Genomic DNA, 12,480 nt, shown 5'->3' on the forward strand with positions numbered 1-12,480 from the left:
CGCCATGCTCCGTTCCCTCGTCGCGACCTCGCTGTCGTATCGCTTGCTCGTCCTCGTCATGGCAGTGCTGGTTGCCTTGCTTGGCGTGCTCGCGTTCCGCAGCCTGCCGGTAGATGCTTATCCCGATATCGCGCAAACCCAGGTCAAGATGATCCTGAAGGCACCGGGCATGACGCCGGAGGAGGTCGAAAGCCGCGTGATCACGCCCATCGAGCGTGAAATGCTGGGCATTCCCAAGCAGGCCATTCTGCGCTCGACCGCGAAGTATGCGATTGCCGATATCACGATCGACTTCGCCGACGGGACGGACATTTACTGGGCGCGCCAACAGGTGGCCGAACGGTTGACCGGCGCGCTCGCTGAAATGCCGGCGTCGGTTAGCGGAGGCCTCGCGCCGATATCGACCCCTTTGTCCGAAATCTTCATGTTCACGATCGACGGGCCACTGGACCTGACAGCCAAGCGCGATCTGCTCGACTGGACGATCCGCCCGGCGCTGCGCACGGTGCCGGGCGTGGCCGACGTCAATTCGCTCGGCGGGTTCGTCAGGACGTTCGAAGTCCGCCCCGATCCGGTCGCGCTCGCGAGTGCAGGCTTCACCATTGCCGACATGCGCAGCGCGATCGACACCGGCAACCGAAACGATGGTGCGGGTCGGCTCGGCCAGGGCGAAGAGGCGCTCATCGTGCGTGCGGTCGGCGCGGTGCAGTCGATCGACGATCTCAAGATGCTGGTGCTCGCCAATCGCGCGGGCAAGGTCGTGCGGCTCGGCGATGTCGCGACGGTGTCGATGGGAAGCCTGACCCGCTATGGCGCGGTGACGAAGGATGGCGAAGGTGAGGCGGTCGAGGGCCTCGTGATCGCGCTGCGCGGCGCGGATTCGCGGCGCGTGGTCGAAGGCGTGCAGGCGCGCCTCGATGACCTGCGCAAGTCACTGCCGCCGGGCACATCGGTCAAGGTCTTCTACGATCGGTCCGATCTGATCGGGCGCGCCATCGGGACGGTCGAGGAAGCGCTGCTCGAGGCGACGGTGCTGGTCGTCATTCTGCTGATCGTGTTCCTAGGCGATTGGCGCGCGGCGGCGATCGTGGCGGTGGTGTTGCCAATGGCAGCGCTGATCACCTTCTTGCTGATGCGCGGTGTCGGGCTGACCGCCAATCTGATGAGCCTCGGCGGACTCGCCATTGCGCTGGGGATGCTGGTCGATGGTGCGGTGGTTGTCGTCGAGAATATCGTCGAGCGACTGAACAGCGATCCGGACGACGGGCGCCCGCGCCTCAACGCTGTCTTCCGCGCGACCAACGATGTGATCGTGCCCGTGTCCGCCGGTATCATCATCATCGCGCTCGTCTTCCTGCCGCTGCTTTCGCTCGAGGGGCTGGAAGGAAAGTTGTTCGCGCCGGTCGCGCTGACGATCGTGTTTGCGCTGGTGGGGTCGTTGCTGCTGGCGCTTACGCTGGTGCCGGTATTGGCCTCCTATGGCCTGAAGAGCGCGCATCACGGCGAACCGTGGATCATGCGCCAACTCGCACCGCGCTACCACGCGCTGCTCGAAGGGGCCTTTGCCAGCAAGCGCCTGGTCTACGGTCTCGCCGGGGTCGGGCTGGTACTCGCGGGCGTCGCCTATACGGCAGTCGGCAAGACCTTCATGCCCAATATGGACGAGGGATCGGTGATTATGCAGCTGACCAAGCTGCCGTCGATCGGCCTTGATCGCTCGCTGCAGGACGATCTGGCCGTGCAGCGCGCGGTGCTGGCGGCGGTGCCCGAAGTGTCGAGCTTCATTGCCCGCACCGGATCGGACGAGCTTGGCCTCGATCCCATGGGCCTCAACGAAACTGACGGCTTCATGACCCTGAAACCACGGTCGCAGTGGCGCGGCGACAAGGAGCTGATCATCAACGATCTGCGCAAGACGATGGAAGCGTTGCCGGGCATTTCGCCGAGCTTCACGCAGCCGATCGAGATGCGCGTTTCGGAAATGCTCACCGGCGCGCGCGGCGATCTCGCGGTCAAGATCTTCGGGCCCGATCTCAAGACCTTGTCGAGCCTGGCCGGGCAAGTGAAGGCCGAGCTGTCAAAAGTGCGCGGCGCTTCCGAAGTGATGACCGTTGCCAACGACAATGTTGGATATCTCCAGCTCGATATCGATCGGCTGGCGGCGGGGCGCGCCGGAATGCCGATCGGCGATATGGAAGATGCCATGCGCGCGCAGCTCGAGGGGATGCCGGCGGGCGTCGTCGCCGATGGGCAAAAGCGCGTGCCGATCATGATCCGCGGCGACAATGTCATTCGCAACGACCCGGCGCTGTTCACCGACCTGCAATTGCGGACCCCAGCGGGCACGCTCGCTCGGGTGAGCGACATGGCGCGCGTCAGCCGCATCGAGGGGCCGGTCAAGGTGTCGCACGAAAACGGCTCGCGCTTCGCGCTGGTGCAGGCGTTCGTCTCTGGCCGCGATCTGGTCGGCTATGTCGAAGAAGCAAAGACGAACGTTGCCGCCAAGGTGGTGCTGCCGGCGGGTTACACGCTCGTATGGGGCGGGCAGTTTGAAAACCAGCAACGCGCGTCGGCGCGACTGTTGCTGGTAGTGCCGGTTGCGTTGCTGCTGATCTTTTTTGTGCTCTATGCGACGTTGCGTTCGGTCAGGGCCGCAGTGCTGATCCTGCTGAACATCCCCTTTGCGCTGGTCGGCGGCATCGTCTCGTTGTGGGTGTCGGGATCCTATCTATCGGTGCCGGCCGCCGTTGGTTTCATCGCGTTGCTGGGCATCGCCGTGCTTAACGGGCTCGTCCTCGTCGCCTATTTTCGGCAGCTGCGCGACGCGGGGCTGAGCATGGCCGAAAGCGTGCGGCGCGGCGCCGAGCGGCGGCTGCGCCCGGTGTTGATGACGGCGGCGATCACCGCCTTCGGACTGGTGCCCCTGCTCTTTGCGACGGGGCCGGGATCGGAAATCCAGCAACCCCTGGCGATCGTCGTGATCGGCGGGTTGATCACATCGACTCTGTTGACCCTAGTTCTGCTGCCAATCCTCTTCGAACGTTTCGGCGAAGCCCGCTCGACGGTGACGCATGGCTGACCTTTTCGTCACCTTTTACTGCGCGAAGGGCGATCTGGACGCTCTCGTGGCCGTCCTTCGCACCGAAACCGGTGCGCCCGTTCATGTCGCGTACGAACAGGTGTTCGGTCACGATTTCGGCGATGCCCGCACCGCCGAACAGGTTCGCGGCAGCATGGACCGAGCCGCTGTCACCGTGATCGCCTCCGCAACGGCGCTAGATGGGCTCGTCGCGGCGGTAACTGCGGCACGCCGCACGATGCCGGTGCGGTGGCACGCGATCGCGCTGGCGGCGCGCGGGAGGATTGAATGATGATGTCGCTCAGGCTGGTGCTGCTTCTTACCTCCAGCGCCCTCATTGCCGCGCCGGCGTTTGCCGAAAGGAACGATTTGCCCCCGCCCGAGGCGGTGGCTCAGGCGCTCGACAATGCTCCGGCCGTCCGCGCTTCGGTGGCACGGATCGATTCCGCCAAGGCTTCGGAGAATGCCCTGCGCGCTGGCCCCTATGAGGTCACGGTCAGCGCCAGTGCCATTCGTCGATCGGTTACCCGGGAGCGTGACTATGCGGAGTTCGACGCCACCGTATCGCGCCCGTTCCGGCTGCCGGGCAAGGCGCGGCTTGACCGGTCGGCGGGTGCGCTCGGGGTGGAAGTCGCGTCGAACAATGCCGAGGATGCGCGGCACCAAGCCGCCTTGATGCTGTCTGGCCTGTGGCATGATTGGCTGCTGGCATCGGCGCTGTACCGGAACGATCAGCTGAACATAACCTATAATCAGCAGGCGCTTGCCGCCGTGAAGCGTCGGATGGCGCTGCGCGATGCCGCCGCGCTCGACGTCGATCAGACGCAGTCGGTATTGTCGCAAGCGCAGGCGCAAGCCGCGCAATCGCTGAGCGCGGTCAAACGGGCACGGCTGGCGCTGGCGACCGAGTTTCCGCAGATTCCTCTGAGCAATGCTGCGCCCGATCTTGCGCCGCCCGAAATGCCCGAAGAGCGGTTGCAGACGCTGCGCAATCTCGTGCTGGGACGCAGCCACGAGATCCGCGCGGCGGACCGCGAAGCGCAGCGTCTGGCGGTGGTTGCACGGCGCGCGAAGCTCGATCGGGTCGCTGATCCATCGTTCGGGGTCCGCCTGTTTAGCGAGCGCGATGGCCTCGAGCGGGGAGCGGGGATCGTCGCCTCGATGCCGTTCGGCGGCAGCCACCGGCGCGCGCTTGCCGACCGGGCATCGTCCGAGGCCAGTGCCGCGCTCATCGATGTGGAACGCATCCGCCGGTCGATCACCGTCATCGCCGACACCGACATGAGTGACGGCGCGGCCCTGTTCGACGCCTGGTGCGCTAGTCGTGACGCCGCCACCAGCGCCGCCGCCGCTGCAGCGCGGACCGCTCGGGGCTACACGGTGGGCGTAATCGACCTGAGCGACGTGCTTTACGCGCAACGTCAGGCCAATGATGCCCGGCGCACGGAAATCGCCGCGCGGGCTGAGGCGGCCCGGGCCCTGTTCAGGCTGCGGATCGACTCGCATACGATCTGGACACCAGGCGGCGAAGCGGAGTGAGGCAAATTAGGGGATCTCCGACCTGCCAATATACGGCAACGACCACGATCTAACGGGCTCGGTATCGGCTTGTCTTCTCGACCCTCGCTCCCTCGCCAGAGCCGCTGTGGTGGTAGCGGGCTGGTGCTCGTGGCAGCTGAAGCAGATGTAGCGGCCGACGTCCCCGCTTGCGACAGGTCGCGCACGATGCGTTGTGCGGTCCGGTCAACGCAAAGAACCCGGCATGGTCGAAGGTCGCTGGTAATTCGGCAGCTCTGCGGTTTGGCAACGATAGCGCACTGGCCGGGGCTGCAATCGGGTCAACCGGGCAATTCAACCGTTACACAAAAGCCGGGCGGCGGAGTGATACGCACATGAGCCCGATGCGCCGCTGCAATCGCGGCGACCAATGCGAGACCCAGGCCATGGCCCGATGTCGTGCGGCTTCTTTCATCACGGGTGAACCGCTCGAACAGTTTAGTGACGTCGCCCTGAACGCCGGGACCGTCGTCAGCAACCACAAGGTCAATATTGTTCGCACCAATGCGCTTCAGCGAGACCGTGACGATCGTACCCGACGGCGTATGAGCCAGTGCGTTGTCGAGAAGGTTGGTAAGGAGCTGTTGTAGCAAGCGGCGATCACCGGCCAGAACCAGATCAGCCGAAATGTCGGTGACCAGAATGTGACCGCCGGCTTCCATATCGGGGCGATAGGTTTCGACGATCCCTTCTACGAGATGGCTGAGCGCAACCTCGCCAAACGGCACCCGAGCTCCCAGGCCTTCGACCTCTGCGATGCGGAGCAGGGCAGCAAAGATGTCCAGCAGTTCGCGCGATTGCACCCGGGCTGCTTCGATCGCGCTCAACTGGACGGCGCGATCTACGCTGCTCAGGGCTTCGTCTAATCGATTGTGGAGACGGGTGAGAGGCGTGCGCAAATCGTGCGCCACGTCACTCGAGACCTGACGCAGATTGTCCATGAGGACGCCAATACGATCGAGCATGCGATTGAGCGTTGCGGCGACGTGATCGAATTCATCTCCCTGGCCTGTCATCGGCATTCGCTGGGTCAGATCACCGTCGATGATGGCGAGCGCCGTGCGGTCGATCCGGGCGAGGCGTGCACGGGTCACCGCACCGACAATCCATGCGGCACCGATGCCGAGCGCCAAGATCGCCCCGAAGGCGCCGGCGAACAGGCGGATCATCGTCGCGTCCATTTCGTCGATGACCGTGCGATCTGCCGCAACGAGCAGGCGGTGGCCCCCGGGCAACCGTGTGGTTAGAGACTGTGCGATCCGCCGCTCGCGATCACGGGTGTAGGGGAGTAGTTCGACATAGCCCGGTTCGCTCGGCACCGACGCATCGAGCCTTCCAGCGACGCGACGGCCGGCTGCATCAACGAGCCGATATTCCAGGCTCGCCGTACTCCGGGCCGCATCGCGCCTGGCTATCGCTTTGGCAACGCCGCTGGGGCCATCATCGCCTTCGTCGATTAGGGCAGCGGTTTCTGCGGCGATGCGGTGGTCGAGCTGCTTTTCAAGCTCTTCATGGACGACGCCAAATGCGATTGCACCCACGAGGAGCGTTGCAAGACCGAACCCAATCGCGACGAGTGCGACCAGGCCGAATGTTGTCCGCCACCAGCGTTTCGCCAACGATACCGGCATTATGCCTCGCGGATCATATAGCCAGCACCGCGAACCGTCTCGATCGCGTCGGTATCGAACCCGGCATTAAGCTTCGAGCGCAGTCGGCTGAGGTGCGTCTCGACGATATTGGTCTTGGGATCAAAATCGAAGTCCCATACCCTCTCCAGTAGCATCGTCCGCGTCATCACGCGGCCGGGATAGCGCATCAGCTCGGCGAGCAGCGCGAATTCGCGCGGTTGCAGAGTGACGCGCTGCCCGGCGCGCATCACCGTGCGGCGATGGAGATCAAGGACGATGTCCGCGACCGACAGTCGTGCCGACTCTACGGCTGCGACCGGGCGGCGGCCAAGCGCCTGAAGCCGCGCAGCAAGCTCGGTAAACGCAAACGGTTTGACCAAATAATCGTCGGCACCGCCTTCTAACCCTTCAACCCTGTCGGCGATGCCGCCGACCGCCGTCAGCATCAGGACCGGCGCGGTACTGCCCGCTGCGCGCAACGCCTTGACCAGCGATAGACCGTCTAGCCCAGGCAGCATCCTGTCGATCACCAGTGCGTCGAAGCTACCCTCCGTTGCCAGGAACAGCCCGTCGCGGCCGTCCGGACTGGTGACGACATGGTGCCCGAGTTCGCTCAGGCCGCGTGCGACGAATCGACTGGTGTCTACGTCGTCCTCGACGATCAGGATGCGCATGGCGTCACTGTAGCGGCACGCTGCCGGTCTGCCACCCACCACCGAGTGCGCGGAACAAGGCGACTTGGGCTTGTGCAATAGCAAGATCGGACTGCGCCTGCGCCAGTGCGGCCTGGGCGCGGGTCCGCTCGGCGTCGAGCTGGATCAGGAAGTCGGCGTCACCCAGCCGGACACGTACGGCGGCGCGGCGAGCCGTCAGGTCCGCCTGCCTCAAGGCTGCACCGAGTGTGCCGTTGCGCCGGGCCTCGGCGTCATAGGTCGCCAGCGCGGTCTCGACTTCTCGCAGTGCCCGAAGAACCGCAACATCCCAACCTGCCAATGCCGCTCGCTCGGTGGCGCGCGCCTGTGCAATCCTTGCTCGAGCAGGCGCTTGATTCGGGAAAGCCCAACTAATCAGCGGCGAGGCGGTCGTGACGAAATTGCCAGTCAACAGGCCGACGGCACCGCCAATATTGACGCGGGGATACAAGTCGGCGCGCGCCACGCCGACACGGGCAGCAGCGGCGGCGAGGCGGCGTTCAGCTTCACGGATGTCTGGGCGGCGAAGGAGCATGGCTTGTCCGTCACCGGTGGGGGACTTGGTGCGAAGCGTCGGCGGGGCGGCACAAGCGACCGGGTTGGCGCGCGCGTCAGCGGGTGGGCGGCCCTGCAACGTCGCCAGTCGGTAACGAGCGTTCGTCTGAAGCGCCTCATAGGGGGCGATCGTCGCGCGGGTTGTTTCGAGCAGGCTTGCCGATTGCGATACTTCCAGCGGTGATACCTCGCCAGCGCGGAACTGACTGCGTAGCGCTGCGACCGAGCGTTCCTGAACGCGCACCTGTTCGCCTGTGACACGCATGGCCTGTGTCGCCCCACATAACTCAACATAGGCGAGCACGGTATCGGCAGCGACAGCGACTCTTAGACCGTCGCGCGCGGCGGCCTGCGCCTCGGCGTCGGCGGCAGCAGCTAGTGCGCCCGATCGCAGGCGGCCAAAGAGATCTGCGTCCCAGCTTGCCGTTAGGGCAAGATCATAGTCGGTTGTCGGCACGTTCGACGACGCGCTGGGCTGGCTGGCGCTGCCATCGATGGTGCCTGCGCTCTCTACGGTCGTTGATGGCAATCGCGCCGCACGTGCCTGTCGCAGCGCAGCGCGCGCACCGTCGAGATTGGCGTAGGCAACGCGCAGATCGGCATTGGTGGCGAGGCTCGCCTGAACCAGGCCATCGAGCACTGGATCGTTATAGAGCTTCCACCAGGCACCGGGGACCGGCGCAATCGAAGCGATAGGCAGGCTGGCAAATGGGCCGATCGCGGTCGGCGGGGCGATGGTCGCCGGGGGCGTTGGAGCCGTCATGCAACCGCCTGCGAGGAGCGTGATCGTGAGAGCGAGCCGCTTCATGCCGAGACTTCCGTCAGTTTGGTTTCGGCGGCCGGCTTTTCCTGGCCAAATCGCGCATAGAGAGCCGGCATCAGGAAAAGGTTGAGGAGGGTCGAGGAGACGAGCCCGCCCAGGATGACAATCGCCATTGGATGCTCGATCTCATGCCCTGGCTCGTCGCCGGCGATGACCAGCGGCAGCAGTGCAAGGCCCGCACAAAGGGCGGTCATCAGAATCGGCACGAGCCGTTCCTCAGCCCCTCGCAAGATCAGCGCTGGGCCGAACGCCTCGCCCTCGACGCGGTGGAGATGGTCGTAGTGCGATAGCAGCATGATGCCATTGCGTGCCGATATGCCGATCACGGTGACGAAACCGACCAGGGAGCCGAGCGAGAGAACACCTCCGGTCAGCGCCACCCCAACCACCCCACCGACCAGAGCGAAGGGCAGGCTAAGCGCGACGAGGGCCGTGATCCGTCCCGATCGGAACTCCAGCCAGACGAGCAGCAGAATGCCGATGAGGCACAGCAATCCCGTGCTCCACAGTCGCCGGCGTGATTCCTGGAGCGCGGCATATTCGCCCAGCACGCGAGGACTATAGCCGGTCGCGAATGGCACCTGCGCCACTGCGGCCTCAACGGCGCGGGCGACACCGCCCAAATCGGCACCTGCGACGTTCAGGGTCACGTCGATGCGGCGCTGGCCGTTTTCGCGCTTTACTTCGTTGGGAGCAGGCATGATCCGTACAGTGGCGACATCGCGCAGCCGTACCGGCGCGCCGGTCGGTGCCTGGATCATCAGGTCGGCCAGCGCGTGCAAGTCGCCACGGACGGCTGGTTCGCCCCACAACGCGACGTCGAACGCCTTCTGGTCGCGGTAGATTTCGCCCAGCTTCTGCCCTGCAACCAGCGTTTGCGCTTGTCGGCGGACTTCGCCAGCGGTCAGGCCGAAGGTCGCAAGGTCGGCCGGGCGTGGAAGTACCTGTATCTGCGGCACGAGCACCTGCTGCTCGACCTTCAGGTCGGCGACACCGGGAATGTCCGCCACCTTGGCGCGCACCCGCTCGGCCGCCGCGCGCAGTTCGCCCTGATCGGGACCGAAGATGCGGACGACGACAGTTGCCCCAGCGCCGGTCAGCACTTCCTTAATACGCTCGCGCAAATAGGTCAGCACGTCGCGATAAAGGCCGGGATATCCATCGATCGCGGATTTGATCCGCGCGACGCTCTCGTCATAGGGCGCGTTTTCGTCGAGGCTGATCCACAGTTCGGTAAAGTTCGGGCCGACCACTTCATCGGCGGCTTCGGCACGGCCGATATGCGCGCCGAAATTGCGCACGCCGGGTATGGCACGCAGTTCCTTCGAGGCGCGGATGGTGATTCGGTCCATCGCTTCAATCGACGTCCCCGGCTTTTCAACGAAGTGCATCAGGAAATCGGTTTCGTGGAAGTCGGGCAAGAACTGGTCCTTGAAGCTGGCGTAGCCGAGGCCAGCCACCAGCAGTCCGCCCGCAACAATCCCGATGGCGAGGCTCGGGCGTTCGACCAGGCGGGGCAGCGCACCTGCGTAGCGACGCTTGATCGAAGCCACGAGCCGGGTGTCACGGTTGGCCTTCAATGGCGCATTGGGCAGCAAGAACAGGCACATCGCGGGCGTGACAACCAGCGCGACCAGCAGGGACGCGGCGATCGCCAACACATAGGCAATGGCGAGAGGCTGGAAGAAGGTGCCGGCCACGCCACCGAGGAAGAAGATCGGCAGGAACACCAGCATCACGATCAGTGACGCAAATACGACTGCGGAGCGCACCTCGAGCGAGGCCGACAGCACGACATCGAAAGCCGACCTTGGATTGCCCGCCTCACGATTGAGCCGCAGGCGCCGCGCGATATTCTCGACATCGATAATCGCGTCATCGACCACTTCGCCCAGCGCGATGACGAGGCCCGCGATCACCATGGTGTTGATCGTCGCCCCGCTCCACAACAGGACCAGTCCCGCGCCGAGCAGCGACAATGGGATCGCCACCAGGCTGATCGTCGCCTGCCGCCAGTCTCGGGTGAACACGAACAAAACGATCGCGACCAGCACGCAGCCGATCAGCAGTGCGCGAGTCAGGTTGTCGATCGAGCGTTCGATGAAGGTCGCGGGGCGAAAAATGGTTGTATCGACCTTCACGTCACGCAGTCCGGGGGCGAGTTCGGCGAGCGCGGCTTCCACATCGCGGGTCAGTTGCAAGGTGTTTCCGGTCGGCTGCTTCTCGACGATCAGCATCAGGCCGGGCACATCGTCGATGATCGCGTTGCCGATCGGAGCGGCGAACCCGTCGACCACCTGCGCCACGTCGCCGATCCGGACCGGCGCGTCACCGCTTTGCTTGACGATCGCCTGGGCTAGATCGCCGGCGCTCTGGATCGCACTGGTCTGCTGCACGGCAAGCCGCTGGTTGGGCGTATCGACGAACCCGCCGCCACCGACCAGCACGGCATCGCCAGCGGCTGAGCGCAGTTCGGCAAGGGTCACCCCCGCCGCGCGCAGGCGGTCAGGATCGACGAGGATCTGCAATTGCCGGTCGCGCAGGCCCCAGATTGCGACATTGGCGACCCCAGGCACCGCCATCAACCGTGGCCGGATCGTCCAGCGCGCCAGCTCCGAGATCTGCATCTGATCGAGCTTGGTCGAGGTGATGCCGATCTTCATCGCACGGCTGGTCGATGAAAGCGGTGGCAGCATGACTGGCGGCCGGGCTGCGGCGGGGAGGCGGGCCTGGGCCTGGGCCACGCGCTCCTGCACCAATTGGCGCGCGCGAATGACATCGGTGCCGCGCTTGAACAGGATCTGGACCGAGGACAACCCGAGTACCGATTTCGAGCGCAGCGTCGCAAGGTCAGGCACGCCGCTTACCGCCACCTCGATTGGGACAGTGACCAGACTTTCGACTTCTTCGGTCGACATGCCTGGCGCTTCGGTCTGCACCTCGACCATTGGCGGCGCGAATTCCGGAAAGACGTCGAGCGGGACGTCACCAGTGGCGCGCAAGCCGAGGACTACGAGGAGCGCCGCCATGGCGATCACCAGCACGCGCTGGGTCAGCGCGGCGCGAACCAGCCAGGCCAGCATCAGTGCGGTGTCCCGAACTCGGTGCCGAACAACTCGGCGGCGCCGTCGGTCACGACCTCCGCTCCGCGTTCAAGCCCGCGGGACAGTAAGGCGCGGTCGCCCGCGACGCTCGCAACCTCGATACGCTGACGGACATAGACATTTGGCGCGGTGCGCCGGTAGACCCACTCACCACCATATATATCGCGGACGATCGCCCCGGTTGGTACGGAGAGCCCGCTGTCCGTTCCGCCAAGTGACAGCGCGACAGCCACCCGCTGTCCGACACGATAGGTGCGGTCGCGGTTGTCGAGCGCGAAGAAAAGGTCAACGGTCCCCGCTGTCGCATTGGCCGACGGAGGCGCCTGTACGGCGCGTGCGCTGCGCGGTGGAGCGGCAGCGTCGCCCAAGGGCCGTACGGTCGCCGCCCGACTCCGCTCGACGCTGCCAATGTCGGTCCCAAATACCGGTACGCGGACCCACAGTGTCGCCTGATTTCCCATTGCGCCCACCGATGGCCCAAGCAGTCGCCGCTGCGCCTTCGCTGCATCTGCCACGGCGCGTGCCGTCGCGAATCCTGCCGCTGCTTCATCGCGCGCGCGTACGCTGCCTGCTTCCTCACGGACCAGCGCATCGGCTCTGGCAAGAGCGATGCGCGAGAGACGAACGAGTGCTTGGGTTCGGGCGACCTCACCATCTGCGGCCGCCTGGCTGGCGCCGATCTGGGCAATGTTGCTGGTCGAGCCGGTAGGGACGCCGCCCGCGTCGGAGGGCGGCACGACGATTTCTCCGCTCGTCTCGCGCGTCCGGGTAGCGGAACTGTCACCGATCCGAACGACGCGAATGCCAAGCCGCCGCTGGGCTTGGGGCGTTAGCGTGAGTTGCAGGAGGTCTGCTTCGTGAGCAATCGCTTCAGCCTTGGCCGGTGCGACAGGTTTCGCTGAAGGTTCGTTGCCGCAGCCGTGGAGCAAAACCATCGGCAACAGCAGTACGGGGTGGAGCGCGCGCGTCATCACGCTTGGATAGGACAGCGCGATTGGGGCCAGCTTGGCAGTGCTATACAAAATCCCAATGTCGAGGC

General features: G+C 65.1%; 8 protein-coding genes. 3 read left to right on the plus strand and 5 right to left on the minus strand.

The features are described from left to right. The first annotated feature begins 4 nt into the window (after positions 1 to 4). The 3 genes from HMP06_RS01580 to HMP06_RS01590 are packed head-to-tail and all read left to right on the plus strand — an operon-like array spanning position 5 to position 4,618. Complete coding sequence (locus HMP06_RS01580) at positions 5 to 3,079, plus strand: efflux RND transporter permease subunit (RefSeq protein WP_176495498.1); 3,075 nt, start codon at positions 5 to 7, stop codon at positions 3,077 to 3,079. Continuing rightward, positions 3,072 to 3,371: a DUF3240 family protein gene (locus HMP06_RS01585; protein WP_176495499.1), complete on the plus strand. Its 300-nt coding sequence runs from the start codon at positions 3,072 to 3,074 to the stop codon at positions 3,369 to 3,371. Before HMP06_RS01580 ends, HMP06_RS01585 begins: the two co-directional genes overlap by 8 nt. Further along, positions 3,368 to 4,618: a TolC family protein gene (locus HMP06_RS01590; protein WP_332103020.1), complete on the plus strand. Its 1,251-nt coding sequence runs from the start codon at positions 3,368 to 3,370 to the stop codon at positions 4,616 to 4,618. The genes HMP06_RS01585 and HMP06_RS01590 overlap by 4 nt, the downstream gene beginning before the upstream one ends. 299 nt (positions 4,619 to 4,917) lie before the next feature. Here the strand turns inward: HMP06_RS01590 and HMP06_RS01595 are convergent, their stop codons facing one another. Genes HMP06_RS01595 through HMP06_RS01615 form a run of 5 tightly spaced genes read right to left on the minus strand, consistent with a single transcriptional unit; the run spans position 4,918 to position 12,463 of the window. Next, complete coding sequence (locus tag HMP06_RS01595; protein WP_176495500.1) at positions 4,918 to 6,267, minus strand: sensor histidine kinase; 1,350 nt, start codon at positions 6,265 to 6,267, stop codon at positions 4,918 to 4,920. Continuing rightward, positions 6,267 to 6,941, minus strand: a complete 675-nt coding sequence (locus HMP06_RS01600; protein WP_176495501.1) for a response regulator transcription factor — start codon at positions 6,939 to 6,941, stop codon at positions 6,267 to 6,269. The genes HMP06_RS01595 and HMP06_RS01600 overlap by 1 nt, the downstream gene beginning before the upstream one ends. 4 nt (positions 6,942 to 6,945) lie before the next feature. Next, positions 6,946 to 8,322, minus strand: a complete 1,377-nt coding sequence (locus HMP06_RS01605; protein ID WP_176495502.1) for an efflux transporter outer membrane subunit — start codon at positions 8,320 to 8,322, stop codon at positions 6,946 to 6,948. Beyond that, on the minus strand, positions 8,319 to 11,420 hold the full coding sequence (locus HMP06_RS01610; protein ID WP_176495503.1) for an efflux RND transporter permease subunit: 3,102 nt from the start codon (positions 11,418 to 11,420) through the stop codon (positions 8,319 to 8,321). The genes HMP06_RS01605 and HMP06_RS01610 overlap by 4 nt, the downstream gene beginning before the upstream one ends. Next, complete coding sequence (locus HMP06_RS01615; protein WP_176495504.1) at positions 11,420 to 12,463, minus strand: efflux RND transporter periplasmic adaptor subunit; 1,044 nt, start codon at positions 12,461 to 12,463, stop codon at positions 11,420 to 11,422. The genes HMP06_RS01610 and HMP06_RS01615 overlap by 1 nt, the downstream gene beginning before the upstream one ends. Positions 12,464 to 12,480: the final 17 nt, after the last annotated feature.

The sequence above is a fragment of the Sphingomonas sp. HMP6 genome (genome assembly GCF_013374095.1).
GTDB lineage: Bacteria > Pseudomonadota > Alphaproteobacteria > Sphingomonadales > Sphingomonadaceae > Sphingomonas.

Bases quoted from the DNA above. Each gene is read 5' to 3' on its own strand.
- HMP06_RS01590 (WP_332103020.1), top strand. From the start codon at position 3,368: ATGATGATGTCGCTCAGGCTGGTGCTGCTTCTTACCTCCAGCGCCCTC.
- HMP06_RS01585 (WP_176495499.1), top strand. From the start codon at position 3,072: ATGGCTGACCTTTTCGTCACCTTTTACTGCGCGAAGGGCGATCTGGAC.
- HMP06_RS01605 (WP_176495502.1), bottom strand. From the start codon at position 8,322: ATGAAGCGGCTCGCTCTCACGATCACGCTCCTCGCAGGCGGTTGCATG.
- HMP06_RS01580 (WP_176495498.1), top strand. From the start codon at position 5: ATGCTCCGTTCCCTCGTCGCGACCTCGCTGTCGTATCGCTTGCTCGTC.
- HMP06_RS01595 (WP_176495500.1), bottom strand. From the start codon at position 6,267: ATGCCGGTATCGTTGGCGAAACGCTGGTGGCGGACAACATTCGGCCTG.
- HMP06_RS01610 (WP_176495503.1), bottom strand. From the start codon at position 11,420: ATGCTGGCCTGGCTGGTTCGCGCCGCGCTGACCCAGCGCGTGCTGGTG.
- HMP06_RS01600 (WP_176495501.1), bottom strand. From the start codon at position 6,941: ATGCGCATCCTGATCGTCGAGGACGACGTAGACACCAGTCGATTCGTC.